Source organism: Leeia oryzae DSM 17879 (assembly GCF_000376945.1).
Classification (GTDB): domain Bacteria; phylum Pseudomonadota; class Gammaproteobacteria; order Burkholderiales; family Leeiaceae; genus Leeia; species Leeia oryzae.
Genome location: NZ_AQXU01000021.1, coordinates 214,304 through 234,450 on the forward strand (window position 1 = coordinate 214,304; position 20,147 = coordinate 234,450).

Genomic DNA, 20,147 nt, shown 5'->3' on the forward strand with positions numbered 1-20,147 from the left:
CTACCCAATCCCTCGCAAGCGATGTATAGTTGAAAGATCATAATGAAAACTCATGACCTGACCATGCGCCGAATCGTCCCCTCCCTGACTGCCCTGCAGTTTTTTGAAGCTGCCGTCCGGCACATGAGTTTTACCAGTGCCGCCAACGAACTGCATGTGACGCAAAGCGCGGTCAGCCGGCAAATCCGCCTGCTGGAGGACTTCTTGGGACAAGCCCTGTTCCAGCGGGTGAAACAGCGGCTGGTCCTGACGCCCGCCGGCGACCTGTACGCCAAAGCCGTACGCGACCTGATAGACCGGGCAGAAGCCGCCACCTTGCAGGTGATGGCCTACAACGGCGAAGCCGGCATCCTGAAAATCGCCCTGCTGCCGACGTTTGGCTCCCGCTGGCTGATCCCCCGTCTGGGCGACTTCAGCCGCCAGCATCCGGATATCCAACTGGAGCTCTCCACCGAAGTCCGGCCGTTCGATTTTGCCAACCACCATGCCGACGTGGCCATCCACTTTGGCTTGCCCACCTGGCCGGGCGCCGTCTGCCATCGGCTAATGGGCGAATCGATGATCCCGGTGTGTGCGCCATCGCTGCTGGCAGACCGTCCGCTCCCCTTGCAGCCGGCTGACCTGCAAGACTTTACCTTGCTGCAGCTCACCACCCGGCCGCAAGCCTGGCCGGAATGGCTGGAAGCCCAGCAGCTATCCCAGCAGACCGGCGTGCGCGGGCCGCGTTTTGAACAGTTTCATATGGTGATCCAGGCGGCGATTGCCGGGTTCGGCATGGCGGTACTGCCAGAATTTCTGATTCAGGAAGAGTTATCCAGCGGACGGCTGGTGAAGGCGTTTGATCAAACGGTTGAAAGCCGGCACGCCTACTATCTGGTCTACCCGGAGGCCCGGGCAGACATCGGCAAGATCAAGGCGTTCAAAGACTGGCTGCTGGCGTGCTGTGCCGCAGACCACACAGCCTAACTGCCTCGGCGCGCCTGCAGAATCCCGCCCAGAATCAGCACCCCGCCCAGCAGCTGGCCGGTCGTGAGTGTCTGGTTGAACAGCAGCCAAGCAGCAATGGCCGCCACCAGCGGTTGCACAAACAGGCCAATGGCAGAAAACCCGGCCGTCAGCCGCTGCATGGCACTGGCGATCAGGGTCTGGCCGATGATCTGGCACACCAGCGCCAGTGCCAGCAGTGGCCACCACAACACCAGTGACCCCGGCAGCCAGTTGGGTTCGACACCCAACGACAACGCCAGCAGCATCACCCCGCCAATGAGCGTATTGGTCCACATCACCCACAAGGTACTGTGCTTTCTGAGGGCCATTTTCAGGGCCAGCAGGTAACCGGTGTACATGCAGGCCGACACAAAGGCGATGAAGTCCCCCCAGCCGGCATGCGGCATGTCCGGGCTCGGCGCCACAATGTGCGGCCAGAGCAGCATCAGCATGCCGATCACCGCCAGCAGCAAGCCCACACCGTAGGTGCGCCATTGCAGCGGCTCGTTCAGCCATAGCCAGGCTATCAGCGTCATCAGCAGCGGGCCAACAGCCCCGATCAGGGTGGCATGCGCCACCGAGGTCAGCCGCAAAGAGGCATGCCACAGCGACAAATCACCGGCAAAGCAGAGGGCCGCCAGCACAATCATCAGGCTGACCTTTTGCTCGCCTTCACCGGGCGAACGCCGCCACAGCCAGAACAGGAACGGTGTGGCCAGCAGCATGCGCCAGGCGGCAATGGCAATCGGACCAACATCACTGAACAGCGGGAAAATAGGCGCAAAACCGATACTGGCCGCCCCCAGCAGCAAAGAGACCAGCGCCAGGGTATTCACACGGGAGGGGGAAGACATTCGGAACAACCTTAACTCAAGCCGCCATCAAACGCTGGAGGCACATATGACTTATCGCAGATGGCAGGTAGACAGAATCCGCCGGGGGATGGGGCGCCTGGCCAGTGCCAACGCCCCTCTGTTTTTACGTTTATTGCAGCACGATCGGCGCGTCACCATCCGTCTCGTCGGCGTCGCCCGTTTCATCATCCTCTTCTTCGCTGCCCTGCATCGCCCAGTATAGGCGGTCCGGCAGATAGCTACCCATCCCGAGCCGATAGGCTTCGTCCAGCGCCTGCCAGGTGTAATCCTGCGCATCCAGCACCGCTTCGCGCATCATCAGCCCGTTGGCCAGGCCGGTGGCAATCCCGGCCGACAAGGTGGCACTGGCGCCGTGGTAACTGTGCGGCAAACGCTGCCACGAAGTTTCCAGCACCTTGCCTTCCTGATCCTGATACAGGCGGTTGATAACCTCAGTGGTCGGGTCCATGGTGCCGGTAATCAGCACGTATTCTGCGCCCATGGCCAGAATCCCGGCAGCCAGGTCATCCACGCTCAGCTCTTCCGTACCATCTTCGTCTTCATCCTCGTCCGCATCATCAATCTGGTCACGCAGCAGGCGGCGGGCTTCCAGCAGGTTCAGCGTCACCAGCGTAGCTTGCGGCAACAGCATTTCATTCAGGGCATCGATCACGTCGTCTTCGGCCAGCTGGTCGCCACGGCGGGAGGCCAGACACGGGTCGATGATCAGCGGAATGTCCGGGTAATCGGCCACAATCTCGGCAATGGCGGCCACGCCTTCCACGCTGCCGACCATGCCGATCTTGAACGCCGCAACCGGCATGTCTTCCAGCAGGGTGCGGGCCTGATCGGCAATCCACTCGGCGTCGAGCTTGTGGACGGCTTCCACGCCCAGCGTATCCTGAATGGTAATGGCGGTAATCACGGACAAGGGATGACCACCCATGCTGGCGATGGTCATGATATCGGCCTGGACACCGTTGCCCCCCGTAGGATCAGAGGCGGCAAATGTTAAAACAATAGGAGGTGTATCCGACATGGTGGGCGCTTTGAGAACGTTCAAGTAGAATACCATTCTAACCGAAGCAGCCTGATTGTGCTGCCTGTTCGTACCGAGATTGGAAAAGGTAGAGAAATGAAAAGTTATATGTGCCTGATTTGCGGCTTTATCTATGATGAAGAAGCCGGCCGGCCGGAAGACAACATCCCCCCTGGCACCCGCTGGGAAGACGTCCCGATGAACTGGACCTGCCCGGACTGCGGCGCCCGCAAAGACGACTTTGAAATGGTGGAGATCTAAATCATGGCCCGACAACGCTGGGGCAAACTCGCCCTGATCGTACTGACCGCGGCGACCGTCGGGCTGACCGCCTGCAGGCATGTACAAACTACAAATAGTGGTAATGTCGATGTTAACCGCAAGCAGTACATGCTGGTCAGTGCACAAGAAACCGACCAGATGGCCGCTACCGCCTACCAGCAGACCCTGCAACAGGCGACCGGCAGCCATACACTCAACACCGACAAACGCATGACCGAGCGCGTGCGCGGCATCGCCCAGCGGCTGATTGCCCAAGTCGGCGTGTTCCGCAGCGACGCCAGCAAATGGCCGTGGGAAGTCAACGTCCAGCAAAGCAATGAGCTTAACGCCTATTGCATGGCCGGCGGCAAAATCATGGTTTATAGCGGCCTGATTACCCAGCTGAAACTGACCGACGACGAACTGGCCGCCGTGATGGGCCACGAAATGGCGCATGCGCTACGCGAACATTCGCGCGAGCGCCTGTCGCAAGCCTACGGTACTTCGCTGGCCCTCAGTATTGTCGGCAAGGCCGCTAAACTGGATACTGGCAGCCAGGATCTACTGGGAAAAGCCTTGGATGTAGCTTACATTCTGCCATACAGCCGCAAGCACGAAACGGAAGCCGATCTGATGGGCATCGAACTCTCCGCCCGCGCCGGTTTCGACCCGCGCGCCGCCATCAGCCTGTGGAAAAAAATGGGCAGCGCCGGTGGCAGCAAGCCGCCAGAACTGCTGTCCACCCACCCGTCAGACAAAACCCGTATGACCACCCTGGAAAATGCCATCCCCAAAGTGCTGCCGCTGTATGAAGCCGCACGCAAAACCCGCAAAGGCTAAGCGCAACGGATGAATACCTACGGCATCATCAAGGCACTGCACATCATCTTTGTCACCAGCTGGTTTGCGGGGCTGTTTTACCTGCCGCGCCTGTTTGTGAACATGGCCATGGTCACCGACGAAGCTACCCGCCAGCACCTGCAACTGATGGCCATCAAGCTGTACCGCTTCATGCGGCCATTGTCTTTGCTGGCCATCCTGTTTGGCGGCTGGCTGTGGCTGGGCTTGCATTTCCAGGGCGGCTGGCTGCATGCCAAGCTCACCCTGGTGCTGGGGCTGATCGGCTATCACCACTGGTGCGGCCGCATTTTGCGCCAGTTCATCGACGGCAAAAACCGGCACAGCCACGTCTGGTACCGCTACTTCAACGAGGTACCGGTACTGGTCCTGTTTGTCGTGGTGTTCCTGGTCGTGCTGAAACCGTTCTGATTCACACGTTGACACCTGCTCCGATCCACATTCACACATAAAGGCCTGACCATGGGCATGGAAATCGAACGACGCTTTAAAGTCAGTGGCGAAGCCTGGCGCGATCTGGCGCCGGGTGTCTGGTACAAACAGGGCTATCTCTCGGTAGAGGCCGCACGTACCGTGCGGGTGCGCGTAGTAGGCGACCAGGCCTGGCTGACCCTCAAGAGCCAGATTTCCCACATGAGCCGCCACGAGTTCGAATACAGCATCCCGCTGGCGGATGCAGAAACCATGCTCGCCACCATGTGCCCGATGCTTGTGGAAAAAAAACGCTACAAGATCTCGCTGGACGGTTTTCTCTGGGAGGTCGACGAGTTCTTCGGCGACAACCAGGGGCTGGTATTGGCGGAGATCGAGCTGCCCGATGAAAACACCGTCTTCACAAAACCCGACTGGATCGCTAAAGAAGTGACCGAAGATGGTCGATATACTAATGCATACCTGTCACAGCATTCGTATAACAGCTGGCCAGAGGAAAGCCGTTAACCACACCCCCGTGAGCGGCATCCGCAGACAGGTCACCCGAGGATGCCGTCATGACGTTCAAACCCATCAGCAACGACAGCTGGAATCTTGCCAGCCTGATCCGCTACGCGGCCAGTCCGCGTACCAGTGGCGGCCTCAGCAGCACCTATTCGCTCAAAACTGCCCAGCAGGAAGTCGTCTTCCTGAGCAAGCAGGCCAAAGACAACCCGTTGGTACTGGATGCTGGCAACACGTCCGGCACTGACAGCCTGACCGCTAAAACCGACCTGCTGCAAACCGCGCTCAAACAGATTTCTGCGTTCAGTCAGCAACTGCAAGCCCAGGGCAAACAAACCGCCAGCGCCATTAGTGAATCCAAACAACAAGCCGCCCGCCAGCATCTGGCCATGCTCAAACAGCGCATCGACCAGTTGAAGAAAATGCTGGTCTGGCTCAACCCGCAAACTGCCAAAGGCATCCTCGCCCAGATCAAGGAGCTGGCCAAGGAACTGCAACAAACCGCCAAAGACCTGTCGGGTAGCAGCGGCAGCAGTAGCGGCAACAGCAATGTCAGCGTGCAGACACCAGACGCACCGGCCACGGCCGCCACCGGTTCGGCAGACACCACCGCTAGCAGCGAAGCTGCATCCGCCGCCCAGGCCAGTGCGGCATCCGCCGCCAGCGCTTCCCGCCCCACGATTCAGGTCAGCAGCAATCCGGACAGCAAAGCCGCTCAGGAAGATGCCAAGGCCCTGCAAGAGGTCAGCAACAAGCTCAAGCAACTGTTTGCCATGGTCAAATCCCAGCTCAAGCGGGACAAACCCAATGACGACGCGGTCAAGGACATCGACAAACTGTTCAAGGAAACCGACGACATCAGCAAAAGCATACTGGCCGACCACCCGGACACCCTGGTACTGACCGTTGGCAACACGCCCACCCCCACCGGGAACCTGGGCACGTAAACCGACCATTGCGCTATATCAGCACAGCCAGTCAAAAACGCAGTAAAATCAGCGTTTCAGGCAAGCGGGAACCCGCACTGCGGCATTGCACCGCAACGCAACCTCCCCACCCCCAGTCAATCAGGCCACGACCCTTCCATGGGGTATCGTGGCTTTACACAGATCAGGAACCCACATGAGCCGTAACCAGGAACTCTTCGACCGCGCCCAACTCACCATCCCGGGCGGCGTCAACTCACCCGTCCGCGCGTTCAAATCGGTCGGCGGTACGCCCCGCTTCATCGACCGTGCCGATGGTCCGTACATGTGGGATGCCGACGGCAAGCGTTACATCGACTACATCCAGTCATGGGGGCCGATGATTCTGGGCCATGGCGACAAAGACGTGGTCGAGGCCGTACAGAAAGCGGCCACCCGCGGTTTCTCGTTTGGCGCACCGACCGAAGGCGAAGTCGAACTGGCCGAGCTGATCTGCGACCTGATTCCAAGCATCGAGCAGGTGCGTCTGGTCTCCAGCGGCACCGAAGCCACCATGAGCGCCATCCGTCTGGCCCGAGGCTTTACCGGCCGCAGCCTGCTGGTCAAGTTTGAAGGCTGCTACCACGGCCATAGCGACTCGCTGCTGGTCAAGGCCGGTTCCGGCTTGCTGACGTTTGGCCAGACCAGCTCTGCCGGCGTACCGGAAGACATCGCCAAGCACACCCTGGTGCTGCCGTTTAACGATATCGGTGCACTGGAAACCGTGTTTGCCGAAAAAGGCAGCGAGATTGCCGCCGTCATCATCGAGCCGTTCGCCGGCAACATGAACCTGATCGCACCGGGTGAGACCTACCACCAGCGTCTGCGTGAACTGTGCACCCAGTCCGGCACCGTGCTGATTTTTGACGAAGTCATGACCGGCTTCCGCGTCGGCCTGACCGGCGTTCAAGGCCGCTATGGCATCACGCCAGACCTGACCACGCTGGGCAAGGTCATTGGCGGCGGCATGCCGGTAGGCGCCTTTGGCGGCCGCAAAGACATCATGGCCCATATCGCCCCGCTGGGCGGCGTGTACCAGGCCGGCACTCTGTCCGGCAACCCGCTGGCCGTCACAGCCGGTCTGGTCACGCTCAACAAGATCCGCCAGCCCGGCTTCTACGACACGCTCACCCAGCGCGCCACCCGCCTGGCCGCCGGCCTGAAAGCCGCCGCCGACAAGGCCGGTGTACCGTTCTCCAGCCAGAGCATGGGCAGCATGTTCGGCCTGTACTTCACCCCGACCGTGCCGCAGAACTTTGCCGAAGTCACCAAGAGCGATATCGCCCGTTTCAACGCCTTCTTCCACGCCATGCTGGACGAAGGCGTCTACCTGGCGCCAAGTGCCTATGAAGCGGGTTTTGTCTCCATCGTCCACGACGACGCCGTGATCGACGAGACCATCGCCGCCGCAGAACGCGCTTTCGCTCGCATCTGACGCACCCGGGCGCCTGTCAGCCACTGGCGGGCGTCCTTCTCCCCTTCACCATATCGGGTAGACATGGACATCCTACAGCACACCGCAGACGTATTAACCCGCTTGCGCATGGGTACCGCACGCAGCGACATCCCGGCCGACATCAATACCGCGCTGACGCAAGCAGATGCCTTTGCCGTCCAGCAGTTGGTAGTAGCAGGCTGTCAGGATCACGTTGCCGCCTGGAAATGCGGGTTACCCAATGGCGACAAGCTGATCGCTGCCCCCATCCATGCCAAGGACGTGCACGCCACCGCCACCTGCCCGGTGCGCTGCATGGACGGCAAGGTAAAGGTCGAACCGGAAATCGCGTTTGTCCTGGGTAAAGACCTGCCCCCGCGTGAGGCACCCTATAGCGATGCCGAGGTGGTTGAATCGGTGTCGGATGTTCGTCTGGCGCTGGAGCTGATTGCCTACCGCTTCACGGAACCGGCATCCCTGTCGTTCGAGCTGAAACTGGCCGATTGTCTTTCCAACCAGGGTTTGTTACTCGGCCCCAGTATTCTGGCGCACAAGCAGCATCTCCCCGGCGCACTGACGCTGACTGTCGAAACGGATGCAGGTCCGAGTGAACTGGCCGCACAACACCCCAACCAGGATCCCTGGCTGCCGCTGTTCTGGCTGGCCAACTTCCTGACCCGTGAACACGGCGGACTAAAAGCAGGACAAGCCGTCATCACCGGTTCTTATGCCGGCGTGGTGGACCTGCCACCCGCTGGCCAAAGCCGTATCCGGTTTGGCGACCTGGGCGAGATGTTCGTCAACTGGGATAGCGCAGCCTGAGCGGCGACGCTACCGGAGCCCCCTGATGTCGATCACCCTCGTTGTACTGGCCGTGCTACTCATCCTGATTGGCGTTAGTGGCACCGTACTGCCTGCCCTGCCTGGCCCACCACTGGTGTTTGGTGGCTTATGGCTGCTGGCCTGGCAGGACCATTATCAGCGGGTCTCGGTCTGGGTGATTGCGTTTCTGGCGGCGCTCACGGTACTGGCACTGGTGATTGACATCCTGGCCAGCCTGTTGGGTGCCAAGAAAGTAGGGGCCAGCAAGTATGCGCTGATCGGTTCGGCACTGGGGACACTGATCGGCTTGTCAGCCGGGATTGCCGGCGTGATCATCGGCCCGTTTGCCGGGGCCTTTGTCGGAGAATACCTGTACCGGAAAGATCACGTACAGGCAGGCAAGGTAGGGATTGCCAGCTGGCTGGGGTTCATTATCGGCACCCTGCTCAAGCTGGTGATTGTCTGCATCATGCTCGGAGTATTCATGATCAGCTGGTGGCTCTAGCAAGCGGCACACCAGCTGATTTTCCAGCGGCGTCTTAGCCCAGCTTGGCCAGAACGGCAGCCAGCGGGTACAGGACCGATGCCCCCAACTGGCGGCTGCGTTCGCCGCTCCAGCCGGTGTCGGCATCCGGCAGATCATTGTTGTCCTTGAACGGCATCTCGATGGTGTATGCCAGACAGTCAAAATAATCCGCTACGTGGTTGGTCGCCAGGGTCATGTTGGCTTCGCCAAACTGGTCCGGCGCATAACCGTGGGTCACCTGGAAATCCGGGTTCACCGCCAGCCAGCTGGACTTGAAGGTGTTTTCCAGCTCGGCACGCCCGACATGGTAGCCCGGATTGCCTTCACTGCCCGCCACAAAGTTAAACGGAATGCTCTCATCCCCGTGGGCATCCAGAAACACATCTACCCCGGTCTGGCGCATTTTTTCGCGTACCAGATACACTTCCGGGCTCTTGTTCATGGACGGGTTGGCCCATTCGCGGTTCAGGTTCACGCCGGCTGCATTGGTGCGCAAATGGCCGCGGCAGCTGCCATCCGGGTTCATGTTCGGCACAATGTAGAACACAGCCTGTTGCAACAGGCGACGGGCCAGTGCATCGTCCGGGTCCAGCAGACGCAGCAGCACACCTTCTACAAACCATTCGGCCATGGTTTCACCCGGGTGCTGGCGTGCGGTCAGCCAGATCTTGCGCTTGCCGGCCGCGTCTTCGCCAACCTGCAGCATGTCCAGATCACGCCCGTCCAGGGTGGTGCCCAAGTGGTGCAAACGGCAGATGTCGCTCAGCTGCGCCTTGGACATCAGGCTCAGGTGACGTTCCCAGGTGTAGGGCTCAAAATACGCAAAATACATCACGTCATGCTGCGGGGTAATGCTCACCTGCATGGTCTGGCCATCGTAACGGGTCGGTACACGGAACCAGTTTTCGCGGTCATAGCTGGCCACGGCCTGATAATCGACCCAGCCTTCCGGGTAGGCACAGCTGGCCGCATTGTCAAAGACCAATGTGCAGTCCTTGCCGGTAGCGCCTTCCAGACGGAAGTAAAACCACTGGGCAAACTCGGAATGCGCGTCGTTCGGAATGCGCAGATGGGCCTCGCCACTGGTGCTATCCAGCGACACCACGTCAATACTACCCGCATCAAATGCAGCACTAATTCTCATAACATATCCTGAAATAATCCGTCGGCAGCAGGATTGTGTCCCGCGGCAGACAAGGGTTTAACGGGGGGCGTCGGCTTGTTCCTTGCCCGCCATGTATTCGGTGATGACCGGATGAGCCGCCCGGAACGCATCAATGCACAAGGGCACACCGCAATAGATCGCAGCGTGCAAAAACACCTCGCGGATTTCCTCGACCGTTGCGCCATTGTTCAGCGCGCCACGCACATGCCCCTGCAACTCTTGCGAGCGGCCCATGGCGGTCAGCATCGACAAGGTCATCAGACTGCGGGTTTTCTTGTCGACCCCGTCCCGGTTCCAGACCGTGCCCCAGGCGTGCCGGGTCACAAACTCCTGTAGTGGGCGGGTAAAGTCATCGACATTGGCAAAGGCACGCTCGACAAAAGCATCCCCCATTACCGCCTGTCGCTGGGCTAAACCTGCCTGAAACTGGTCATCGGTAGGCAAATCGGGTGGCAGCATGGTACGGCTCCATCATGAAGACCCTTCATTTTACAACTGATCCGCGCTTCTGACAGCGGGTAAGCAGAAATTCCCCGGCCGCTCCGTCAGACTTACTGACGAACGGGCCGCTTGGCCAGCTTGCGCTGCAAGGTACGCCGGTGCATGTTAAGTGCCCGCGCAGTGGCCGACACATTGCCGTCATGCTCGCTCAGCACTTTCTGGATATGTTCCCATTCCAGCCGGTCGATCGACATCGGCTGCTCGCTGGTATCGGCATGTTCGTCACCGTCGATCTTGTCAAACGCGGTCACGATGTCATCCAGACTGGCAGGCTTGGTCAGGTAATGCGTGGCGCCCAGCTTGATCGCCTCTACCGCCGTCGCAATGCTGGCAAAGCCGGTCAGCATCACGATGCGGCAAAACGGTGCCACCTTGAGAATGGCCGGAATCAGCACCAGTCCGCTGGCACCCTGCATTTTCAGGTCGATCAGCGCGTAGTCCGGCACCCAGCCGGGCAACACCGCCTGGGCTTCTTCGGCAGACGCATAAGCCATCACCGAAAACCCGCGCCGGGTCAGGCTCCTGGCCAAGATCATGCGGAAAGATTCGTCATCATCCACCAGCATCAGGGTTGGCAAATCCGGTTCACGCATGTGGTTCTCCTGTTGCTACCTGCAAAGGTTTGAGCGGTATCTGCACCGCGGTGCGCGTGCCGCCCTGCGTGCGGCGCTGCAAGCTGACCGTACCGCCCAGCTGGCCGATAGTCGCATTCGATAACAGCAGGCCCATGCCCATGCCGCCCTTGTCACTCTGGATAAACGCCTTACCGGCCTGTTGCAGCACGTCGTCCGATATCCCGGGGCCTTCATCATCAATGGTCACCCGCAACTGTACGGTATCCCAGTCAAAACAGATGGCCACCTGCTCGGGCGATGCATCGGCCGCATTATTCAGCAGGTTCAGCAGTGCCTGGTTCAGCGTATCCGGCCAGGCCGTCATCACCGGGACGGGTGCATCCGGCCAGCGCACCGCCAGCGGTACCCCGGGGCGCAGCAACTGCCAGCGCGCCAGCAGTGCCTGCAACGCCTGCTCAAGCGCCACAGGAGTAGCAGAACGGGTACCCGCTTGCCCCGCTCGGGAGGCCAGCTGGGACAAAATCTCTTTGCACACGCGCAATTGCTGCTGCATCAAGCGCACATCGTCTGCCTGAGGCGGCTGCTTATCCGCCGCCAGTTCATCCACCAGCAGTTGCAGGGTATTGAGCGGCGTCCCCAGTTCATGGGCCGCCCCGGCCGCCATCGCGCCCAGCGCCATCACCTGCTCATGCTGCAAGGTTTTTTCCCGTGCCTCGGCCAGCAAGGCATCGCGCTGGCGCAGGCTGGCCGCCATGCGCGATACCAGCGCCACCAGCATCAAGGCGCTGACAGAAAAGGTCAGCCCCATGCCCAGCCGGTGCAACAGCCAGGCCTGGTCCGGGTTGGCACCGGTCTGCAGCAGGGGAATCTGGAACTCCATCAGCAACAGGTACAGCGCCACGGTATACAACCCCAGCACCCAAGCCACCCATCTGGCCAGCACCGTGGCCGCCAGCGTCACCGGAATCAGCAACAGCGATGCCAGCGGGTTGCTCGCCCCATCGGCAAAAAACAGCACCACGCCCAGCGCGGTCACATCCACCAGCAACTGCAACAACAGCTCCTGATCTGCCACCCACCAGCCAGACGCCACCTGCGTCAGCCGGTAAATGGTGGCCAGGTTAAACAGCACCAGCAACGCCGCCACCAGCATCAGCGGCAGCCAGGGAATCTGGAACTGCCAGCGTAGCGATACCCACAGCGCCACCCCCAGCATCAATAGCAGGTTGGCCCCGCGCAACCACACCAGGCGGGCGAGGTTGAGGGAATTGGGGTGCTGCATCCAGGCAGACTGAAGTTTTGGCCATTTCATGTGGGGTATTTTACCCGCTCGGCCACTCAGTACCAGCGACAAAATGTCGCACATCGGGGAGCCCATGGCCGCAGCACTACCCGAATAGGCAGCGCGGGTGCTTTTCGGTATCATGCCCACACACCCGTGCATCACGCACCACCAAGGACTCCACATCCCCGCATGGTCATCCCGCCCCGCCATACCCTCAGGACACTCGGCATCGCCCTGCTGCTGGCCATTCTGGTGCATCTGGGCCTATTTTATGGCGTGATTTTTTCGCCGCCTGCCGGACCTGTCGCGCCCCTGGCCGTGCGCTTGCAGCCGTCCACTCCCCTTGCAACGCAACCCGCAAAACAGCCACTCGCCAGCCCGCGTGCACCTACAGCCCCCAACACCCGGGCCAAGTCAGTCCCACCAGCACACCCGACCGCGCCAGACAACGTGGTGACGGCCCCGCAAGAAAGCCGGACAACCGCAGCCGCAACAACATCCAGCGACCTGAATGCCGCCCCCCCGGCAAGCGTCCCCAAAGCCGCACCGGTCACAACCCCGGCCATCGCCAGCCCGCTCTCCCACGGTAGCGAAACCACTATTAAACAACCGCCCAGACTCCTGAAACGGATAGAACCCGCCTACCCGCCACAAGCCCGCTCGCAAGGCATAGAAGGCCAGGTCAAAGTCCGGCTGCACATCGACACCAGCGGCCGTCCCGTCACCCAGCAGATCATCAGCAGTAGCGGGTCTACCCTGCTGGATAACGCCCTGCTGGCCGTCGTCAGCCAGTGGCAATTCAGCCCTGCCGTGGCAACCACCGGTCAGGCGACCGAAGCCGACATCATCATCCCCTACCGTTTTCGCTTACAATCCACGGATGACGAATAACCCCGCAAGCCCGTCCCGCTTGTGACTACCGGACTACCCATCATGAACTGCCGCCCGCACTGCGGAGCCTGCTGCACCGCACCTTCTATTACCAGTGCTATCCCCGGCATGCCCAACGGCAAACCCGCGGGCGTACCCTGCATCCAGCTGGACGAGCAGCTGCTTTGCAAAATCTTTAACCACCCGGACAGGCCCGCCGTATGCGCAGGCTTGCAACCGTCAGTGGAGATGTGCGGGGAGAGTCAGGTGCAGGCAATGGTGTATCTGACGCGACTGGAAGTGGAAACTGCGCCGAGGTGATCGGGAGTGATGGGGGATAGTGGAGTCTGTACTATCCTGCCTACCTGTTGGGCTCCTGCCAGGAAGCCGTTACTAAATTTGAGCACAGGAGACTCTTTTCCCGTTACTCAATGTCCGATGCTGATCTAAGGCAGTCTTGGCAAATTTCACGTCACAAGATTCTGTAAGTTGTGGCGTTATACAACATCATAGGTTTCTTGGAAAAAGCGCTCTTTGTCATGAAAACTGATATGGACCAGCACTGTTCGCTCCAAACGTACGGTTGGATGAATTGCACTGTTTTTTGCAAACCAAAAGACCTCCTCCAAGGGCTCACGTTCATGCCAGGTCGTCATGACGATTCTGTCGTCAAGAGGTTCTGCTGGGAAAAACTGGGCGATGCTTGCCTCATCTACTGAATCGTCCCAAGCGCTGCAATTTTTCCCCCACGCCATTACATAAAGGCACCCTGAGCGAACTAGCCAATCGCTTACTAAAACTCTCCATTCAGCAGTTACCTCGGCATCCACAACAATTACTGCGCGATATGGGCTGGATGCGCAAACAGCTGGCAGTGAACTCCCTGGTTCAATTTTCTTGTACTCGACAGTTTGGCTCATAGGATAAGGCATTCAATGGTTGGGCGTATTATGCGGTTCTAATTGCTGTGGCTCTGGCGGCTTTATGGCTTATATTCTGATTTTAGTTTCTGGCCGTTTCCGGTCTAACGATGTTGCATCGTTGATACAAGCCATGCAGACATAACCGTTCAGCTGTCTTCATACAAATAAACCCCGAATAACATCGTTATCCGGGGTTTATTTGTTCTTGCGAAATACCCGCCGTCCTTACTCCACCGCCAGCTGCTTTTCTTCCAGATAATGCCGGATATGGCCGAGCAGCTCGTCTTCCTGATACGGTTTACCCAGGAACTGATTCACACCCAGGTCGCTCGCCACCTTGCGGTGTTTTTCTGCCGTGCGGGACGAGATCATGATGATCGGAATGTCCTTGGTGGCCGGGTTGTTGCGGATATTGCGGGTCAGCTCGAAGCCGTCCATGCGCGGCATCTCGATATCCACCAGCATCACGTCGGGTTTGTAATCACCCACTTGCTGCAAGGCATCCACACCATCCTTGGCGGTCATGACCGTATAACCCTGACGCTCCAGCAGCCGTCCGGTAATCTTGCGCACGGTCAGCGAATCGTCCACCACCAGAATATGCGGCAGATGCTGTACAACGACCGCTTCCTTGACGTTTTCTGACTGGTCCACCAGATGCCCCAGCCGGTCGGCATGCGCCATTAGTTCTACCGGGTTGATGATCAGCACAATCTGGCCAGAACCTAGTACCGTCGCCCCGGCCACCCCGATCACGCGGGCCAGTTGCGGGCCGATGTTCTTGACCACCACCTCCTGGTTGCGCGTCAGTTTGTCCACATGAATGGCGACGCGGCGGTTGGCGCTTTTCAGCAGCAGTACGGTGTTATAGCGCATCAGTTCCGGCAGGGTTTCTTCGTCTCCCAGCAAGCGGGGCAGATACCAGAACGGGTACGACTGGCCTTGCCACTCGATGGCTTTCTCGGCATACGCCTTGTTCAGCGGGTCGACCTTCAGTTCCTGCACCTGTTCCACCAGCCCTGACGGAATGGCGTACTGGTGTGCCCCTACCGTTACCAGCACGGTCTGGGTGACTGCCAGCGTCAGCGGCAGGCGCATGGTAAACATGCTGCCGGCGCCGGGGGTAGAAGTCACGTTCACTCGCCCGCCCAGGCTTTCGATCTCGCTCTTGACCACATCCATGCCAATACCGCGGCCAGACACTTGCGTCAGCGTTTCTGCGGTAGAGAAACCGGCCCGGAAAATCAGCCCCAGCAGTTCACTATCCGGGCGCTTGTCGCCCGGCTGGATCAAGCCTTGTTCCACCGCCTTCTCGCGCACGCGCGCTACGTCAATCCCGGCGCCGTCGTCCGACAGGGTCAGGATCATCTCGTTACCTTCCTGACGCGCCTCGATCAGAATCTCGCCAATCTCCGGTTTGCCCAGCGCCAGACGTTGCTCGCGCGACTCTAGGCCATGATCCACGGCGTTGCGCAGCAAATGCTCAAACGGGCTGGTCATTTTTTCCAGCACCGAGCGGTCAATCTCCAGACGGGCGCCCTTGATTTCCAGGTTGACCTTTTTGCCCAGGTCCTTCGCCGTCTGACGCACGATGCGATACAGCCGGTCTGTCAGGGTAGACAACGGCACCGTGCGGATGCGCATCAGCGATTGCTGCAGGTCACGTGTCTGCCGGGCTTGCGCCAGCAATGCGGCTTCGCTGTCGTCCACGTTTTTCAACAGGTTATGCTGTACCGTAGCCACGTCATTCACGGACTCGGCCAGCAGGCGGGTCAGCTCCTGCAGGCGGGTAAAGCGGTCAAACTCCAGCGGGTCAAACGCATCATCGCCTTCATGCAAGGTGGACAAGCGGGACTGCATCTGGCTTTCGGCCTGAATTTCCAGCTCGCGCAGCTGGCCACGCATCCGGTTGACGTTATCGGTCAGCTCCAGCAACGACTGTTTGAGGTTACGTACTTCGGCATCAATCCGGGCGCGCGCAATACTGACTTCACCGGCCTCGTTCACCAGGCGGTCGATCAGATCGGCCTTGACCCTCAGGGTTGCCTGCGCCTCGGTTGCCTCGCCGGCACCTGCGGCCACGTCGGTAGCCACCGCGGCGGTCCCGGCCACGGTGTCGCTAGTCGATGCCTCGACAGCGTCCTCTTTGCCGGTCAGCATGTCGCGGTATTGCAGCAACAGGTCCAGATCGCTTTCAAATGCATCAAACAGGGCATCATCCAGCAAGCCAACTTGTACTGCCTGCTGCACCCGCGTTTCCATGCTGTGGGTCAGTTCGCCCAGCCGCATGGCACCCGCCATGCGTGCACTGCCTTTCAGGGTATGCAGGGTACGCAGCAACTGCTGGCCAGGTTCGGTTGCGGCCGGGTCTGCCCGCCATGCGCGCAGTGCGTCGCCAATCTCTGGCAACAGTTCTTCTGCTTCTTCCAGGAAGACCGGCAGTAACTGCTCGTCCACGTCATCCTGCGCCTGAATCTCGATCTCCTGCGCCGGAGAGATGACTACATCTTCAGCCGTCGCAATCTCGCTGATTGGTGCGGGCTCAGGAATCTCTGCCCGCTCCAGAATGGCCTGCTGCAGCATGGTCTCGATCGGCAGCTGTTCCAGATCATCCGCAGTCATGCCGGACAAATCCAGCGGTGCCAGCTCCTCTGCGGACGAGCTGGCCGTACCGGCATCTGCGGGCGTTTCCCAACCGGCCAGCGGCTGGTCAGTCGCGGCTTCATCCGTCAGGTCCAGAGTCAGTTCGGCTGCAGCATCGGTCTGGATGGTCTGCTCGTCGTCAGGCTCGGTCAGCGCCAGCGGCAGGTCAATGTTCCAGGCTGCGTCTTCCGCAGCCGCAACAGCATTTGCGGCGGCCAGGGTCTGATTGATTTCGTCCAGATGCACCAGCAAGTCGTTTACTGGCATATCCAGCACGTCCGGCACCTCTGGCAAGGCCTCTGGTGCAACCTCCGGCGGGGCTTCGGCTGGCAAGGCGGCATCCGGCGAGATGTCCGGCACTGGCTCAGGCGTGACGCCGTCCAGCAGGGCAACGTCATCCAGATCGACCAGTAGGGAGGCGAGCTCGTCACCCCATTCTGCATCCTGTTCGACGGGCTCGGCTTCCTGTTCTTCGCTGATCAGTTGCTGTTCCAGCGTAATGTGCGGCGTATCCAGCGGTGCATGCAGGCGGGCGATCAGATCAGCCGCCGGTTGGGGTGGCTGCTTGTCTTCAATGCAGGCCACCATTTCATGCAGGGTGGCAATCGTTTCTGCAATCAGGGCAAAGGTGTCGTCATCCGCCGTATGCAGCGTAGCCTGTCTGGCCAGCAGGTATTGCTCCAGCGCTTCGGACAGATTGCCGACCGGGGTAAAACCGGTGGTATTGCCGATGCCGCGCAAGGTATGGGCTGCATGGGTAAATTCCGGCTGAATCCCGCCACCGGAAGACAAGGTATTCAGTTGTTCATCCAGCGTGGCCAGATGCTTGTCCGCCTCGGAGGTGAAGATGCCGTACAAGGTGGTAGAGATGGTGACATCCCCAATCACGTACTCCGATGGCAACACCTCTTCCGGTACGGCGGACGCCGGTTCTTCGATTTCCGGTACCGTCGTGATCTCTGCGACCGGTTCTGCCACGTCGAGGTCGGTCAGTTCGATATCTGGCAGCTCGATGTCCGGCAGTTCGAAATCCAGGGCTGGACTCTCCTCGACCACCATCGGGGCGGGCTCGGCCAGTTCATCATCCAGATCCAGCGACGGCAGCTCGTCAAAGACGGCAGACAAGGCTTCTGTCGGTGCTGCGGCCTCGGCCACCACCGGTACTTCCGGCAACGGGCCTTCCTGCCAGTGCTTGAAGGCCTCGGCCAGTGCCAGCAACGGGCCGGCATCGACCACGGCAGAACCCTCTGCACTCAAGGCACTGATCCAGCGCTGGAAATCATGGCAGGCAAAGTCGATCAGATCCAGTAAGGCAGGCTGTGCAGGACGATCTTCCTGCAACCAGCGGTTCATCACCTGCTCAATGGCCCAGGCGGCTTCACCCAGATGGGTCAGCCCCACCATCCGGCCACTGCCTTTGAGGGTATGGAAGCTGCGGCGAATCGTCGTCAGGCTGTCACGGTCTTGCGGAGAGACGCGGCAATTGGCCACGTGCTGGGACAAAGTACCGAGAATCTCCGTCGCTTCTTCAAGGTAAATGTCCAGCAGATCGGCATCGCTGGCCTCATCCACCGGCGCATCTGCCGCTGGTACGGATGCCAAGGGCGCGGAAACGACAGGCTCGGGCATGGGTTCCGGCACGGGCGCCAGCTGAATTTCTTCGATCTCGCTGTCTTGCGATGTATCGGCCACCGGCGCAGCAACAAATGTCTGCTCCTCGTCTGGCCATGCCAGTTCTGGCGCAGGCTCGGCCGGCTCGGCAGGTGTCGGTACAGTTGCTGCAGGTGTCTCGACAGCCGCAGCACTCAGGAAGGGCGCCAGAATCGCAGCGGCATCTGCGCGCTGGCTTTGCAGCGCCTCCAGATAAAACCCCAGGGCCGACAGCATCTCGGCCACTTGCTCCAGTTCTGTCTGGTGCGGCTCGCTTTGCGGATCACGCCATGGCTGGGTGCGTTGGGCTGCCAGCCGAATCAGCTGACTACCCGCCTCGGCCCCCAGCATCATGAATGCGCCATCCACCTGATGCATCAGGCTGGCCACCGATACTAGCACATTGCGCTGCGAGGTGTCGCGGAAGAAACCGTCCAGCTGCTGCTCGATCTGTTGCAGGTTGCCGGTAATTTCATGCGCCACTTGCGCCAGCAGCAGTTTTTCCTGTGCCTGCTGGCTGATCTGGTCCAGCAGCGGCGCCTCTGCGGTGCTGCCGTTGATGCGGGCAATGGCGTGCTGAATCTGGGCAGGTAGGTCTTCTGTCCATTTCGGGTACTGCTCTAGTGCCGTCTCGGCCAGTAGCAGCGCCGTCGCCACATTCATGGCATCGCTCTCGTGCGGCACACGGGTTTCAGGCAACTGTCTGACAAAACCGGCAATACCGTCAAACAGGGAAGACAATTCCGCCAGCCCGGCAGCCTGATGCTGGCTGCTTAATTGCTCCAGCTGCTGCAGGAACAAAGGCAAACGGTCCGGTTGCTGGGTGGTAATGCGGGTCCAGACATCCTTGGCCTGCTCGATACTGGCGCGCAGAGCACGCAAAGCCTGGGCCGACAGTACGGCCACCGCAGGTGCCTGCGCATTACCCGGCAACAAATCAGACAAGCCATACGTTTCTTTGACATCCAGTACGGTCGGAGACTCCGAGGCAGACACCGCTACCAGATACAGCATCTGGCGCAACAGGTTTTCCGGTGCCTTGGGCGTGCCTTCTACCAGCCGGCGCATCTGCTGGTCGAGTTTGGTCAACAACGGCTTGCCCATCTGGCCTAGCTGCGCATCACCCGCCATGGCCTCCACCATGGCAGATGCCACCCACCAGAACGCACGCTGGGCACTGGAAGGCTGCACGCGAGCCAGCTCCATCAGCGGCACGGCCAGGTGAGCCAGGGCGTCCGCTGCATTCGAGCGGATATAGGCAATCAGCCCGGTTTGATAGCGGGTACGCAACAAACGGCTCTGCGCCTTGCCGCCATCATCAGTAGGTACTGCAGATTTCAGGAAGTCCGGCAGGCTGACCAACAGGTCCGGGTAAAACAGGTCGCTGGCGGCATATTGCTCGCTGCCCCTGGCTTCAAACAGGGCACGGTAGGTATCAAACAGCCGTAAAGTGGTATTGGGTGCGCCATCAATCAGCGCAGAAATATAGTCACTGACTTGCGCCAGGGCCTTGTCAATCAGCGCAAAGACATCGGAATCCGTGGTGGCCGGCAGGGCACCAAGCAAGCCTTCAATGGCATGGGCAAATGCCGTCAGTCCGGACAGGCCAACCATTTCCAGCGCCCCGGAGGCCTGGTGCAGGTGGGTCTGGGCAAATTTCAGCTGAGTTTCATCTGTTGTGTTGGCGGCATATTGCTGCACATGCTGGCGGGCAAGGCCAACCGCATTGTCAATTTCGGCCTTTACCCAGATCAACGACCCCACATCGAAGTCAACAGTACTCATATTGGCAATTCCGGCAGAATGGAGAGATAAACCCGCATCCTGATTTCAGGGCACGATGCGGGAAAAC

The 20,147-nt window shown here is 59.9% G+C and carries 19 protein-coding genes; 11 read left to right on the forward strand and 8 right to left on the reverse strand.

Going from position 1 to position 20,147, the window contains the following annotated elements:
- Window positions 1–42: 42 nt before the first annotated feature.
- Window positions 43–966 carry a transcriptional regulator GcvA gene (gene gcvA / locus F552_RS0108525; RefSeq protein WP_018151317.1) on the forward strand — a complete coding sequence of 308 codons (924 nt, stop codon included), beginning with the start codon at window positions 43–45 and terminating at the stop codon, window positions 964–966.
- On the opposite strand, the gene F552_RS0108530 is transcribed toward gcvA, so the two are convergent.
- Together F552_RS0108530 and thiD are read right to left on the reverse strand one after the other, a co-directional pair.
- A complete protein-coding gene (locus F552_RS0108530) occupies window positions 963–1,841 on the reverse strand; it encodes a DMT family transporter (RefSeq protein ID WP_018151318.1) in 879 nt (292 codons plus the stop codon). The two genes, gcvA and F552_RS0108530, sit on opposite strands and share 4 nt — an antisense overlap.
- Before the next feature lie 130 nt (window positions 1,842–1,971).
- Window positions 1,972–2,916 carry a bifunctional hydroxymethylpyrimidine kinase/phosphomethylpyrimidine kinase gene (gene thiD, locus F552_RS0108535; protein ID WP_018151319.1) on the reverse strand — a complete coding sequence of 315 codons (945 nt, stop codon included), beginning with the start codon at window positions 2,914–2,916 and terminating at the stop codon, window positions 1,972–1,974.
- Between the two features lie 60 nt (window positions 2,917–2,976).
- Here thiD and F552_RS0108540 point away from each other — a divergent pair, with 60 nt between their 5' ends.
- The 8 genes from F552_RS0108540 (at window position 2,977) to F552_RS0108575 (ending at window position 8,662) form a co-directional block, all read left to right on the forward strand.
- Complete coding sequence (locus F552_RS0108540; protein WP_018151320.1) at window positions 2,977–3,141, forward strand: rubredoxin; 165 nt, start codon at window positions 2,977–2,979, stop codon at window positions 3,139–3,141.
- Between the two features lie 3 nt (window positions 3,142–3,144).
- Complete coding sequence (locus tag F552_RS0108545; protein WP_018151321.1) at window positions 3,145–3,981, forward strand: M48 family metallopeptidase; 837 nt, start codon at window positions 3,145–3,147, stop codon at window positions 3,979–3,981.
- A gap of 9 nt (window positions 3,982–3,990) precedes the next feature.
- Window positions 3,991–4,410 carry a CopD family protein gene (locus F552_RS0108550; protein WP_018151322.1) on the forward strand — a complete coding sequence of 140 codons (420 nt, stop codon included), beginning with the start codon at window positions 3,991–3,993 and terminating at the stop codon, window positions 4,408–4,410.
- A 51-nt stretch (window positions 4,411–4,461) separates the two neighbouring features.
- Window positions 4,462–4,938, forward strand: a complete 477-nt coding sequence (locus F552_RS0108555) for a CYTH domain-containing protein (protein WP_018151323.1) — start codon at window positions 4,462–4,464, stop codon at window positions 4,936–4,938.
- 50 nt (window positions 4,939–4,988) lie between these two features.
- Window positions 4,989–5,882: a hypothetical protein gene (locus tag F552_RS0108560; RefSeq protein WP_020404942.1), complete on the forward strand. Its 894-nt coding sequence runs from the start codon at window positions 4,989–4,991 to the stop codon at window positions 5,880–5,882.
- A 175-nt stretch (window positions 5,883–6,057) separates the two neighbouring features.
- Window positions 6,058–7,335, forward strand: coding sequence for a glutamate-1-semialdehyde 2,1-aminomutase (hemL, locus tag F552_RS0108565; RefSeq protein ID WP_018151324.1), 1,278 nt, complete (start codon window positions 6,058–6,060; stop codon window positions 7,333–7,335).
- Window positions 7,336–7,398: 63 nt separating this feature from the next.
- The gene (locus F552_RS18870) at window positions 7,399–8,157 is read left to right on the forward strand and encodes a hypothetical protein (protein WP_051078281.1); all 759 of its coding nucleotides are present in this window, start codon (window positions 7,399–7,401) and stop codon (window positions 8,155–8,157) included.
- Between the two features lie 25 nt (window positions 8,158–8,182).
- The gene (locus tag F552_RS0108575) at window positions 8,183–8,662 is read left to right on the forward strand and encodes a DUF456 domain-containing protein (RefSeq protein WP_018151326.1); all 480 of its coding nucleotides are present in this window, start codon (window positions 8,183–8,185) and stop codon (window positions 8,660–8,662) included.
- 34 nt (window positions 8,663–8,696) lie between these two features.
- On the opposite strand, the gene F552_RS0108580 is transcribed toward F552_RS0108575, so the two are convergent.
- The 4 genes from F552_RS0108580 to F552_RS0108595 all read right to left on the reverse strand — a co-directional run bounded on the left by F552_RS0108580 (window position 8,697) and on the right by F552_RS0108595 (window position 12,350).
- Window positions 8,697–9,827 carry a M14 family metallopeptidase gene (locus F552_RS0108580; RefSeq protein ID WP_018151327.1) on the reverse strand — a complete coding sequence of 377 codons (1,131 nt, stop codon included), beginning with the start codon at window positions 9,825–9,827 and terminating at the stop codon, window positions 8,697–8,699.
- Between the two features lie 57 nt (window positions 9,828–9,884).
- Window positions 9,885–10,307 (reverse strand): 4-carboxymuconolactone decarboxylase, encoded by a 423-nt coding sequence (pcaC, locus tag F552_RS0108585; protein WP_018151328.1) that lies wholly within the window; start codon window positions 10,305–10,307, stop codon window positions 9,885–9,887.
- Window positions 10,308–10,399: 92 nt separating this feature from the next.
- The gene (locus tag F552_RS0108590) at window positions 10,400–10,942 is read right to left on the reverse strand and encodes a response regulator transcription factor (protein ID WP_018151329.1); all 543 of its coding nucleotides are present in this window, start codon (window positions 10,940–10,942) and stop codon (window positions 10,400–10,402) included.
- Complete coding sequence (locus tag F552_RS0108595) at window positions 10,935–12,350, reverse strand: ATP-binding protein (protein WP_026182536.1); 1,416 nt, start codon at window positions 12,348–12,350, stop codon at window positions 10,935–10,937. The genes F552_RS0108590 and F552_RS0108595 overlap by 8 nt, the downstream gene beginning before the upstream one ends.
- 48 nt (window positions 12,351–12,398) lie before the next feature.
- On the opposite strand from F552_RS0108595, the gene F552_RS0108600 reads away from it, so the two are divergent.
- Together F552_RS0108600 and F552_RS18875 are read left to right on the forward strand one after the other, a co-directional pair.
- The gene (locus F552_RS0108600; RefSeq protein ID WP_018151331.1) at window positions 12,399–13,100 is read left to right on the forward strand and encodes an energy transducer TonB; all 702 of its coding nucleotides are present in this window, start codon (window positions 12,399–12,401) and stop codon (window positions 13,098–13,100) included.
- A gap of 42 nt (window positions 13,101–13,142) precedes the next feature.
- Window positions 13,143–13,400 (forward strand): YkgJ family cysteine cluster protein, encoded by a 258-nt coding sequence (locus F552_RS18875; RefSeq protein ID WP_033375078.1) that lies wholly within the window; start codon window positions 13,143–13,145, stop codon window positions 13,398–13,400.
- Window positions 13,401–13,576: 176 nt separating this feature from the next.
- On the opposite strand, the gene F552_RS20530 is transcribed toward F552_RS18875, so the two are convergent.
- Together F552_RS20530 and F552_RS0108615 are read right to left on the reverse strand one after the other, a co-directional pair.
- On the reverse strand, window positions 13,577–13,999 hold the full coding sequence (locus F552_RS20530) for a DUF7684 family protein (protein ID WP_033375081.1): 423 nt from the start codon (window positions 13,997–13,999) through the stop codon (window positions 13,577–13,579).
- 228 nt (window positions 14,000–14,227) lie between these two features.
- Window positions 14,228–20,080 carry a hybrid sensor histidine kinase/response regulator gene (locus tag F552_RS0108615; RefSeq protein ID WP_018151334.1) on the reverse strand — a complete coding sequence of 1,951 codons (5,853 nt, stop codon included), beginning with the start codon at window positions 20,078–20,080 and terminating at the stop codon, window positions 14,228–14,230.
- Window positions 20,081–20,147: the final 67 nt, after the last annotated feature.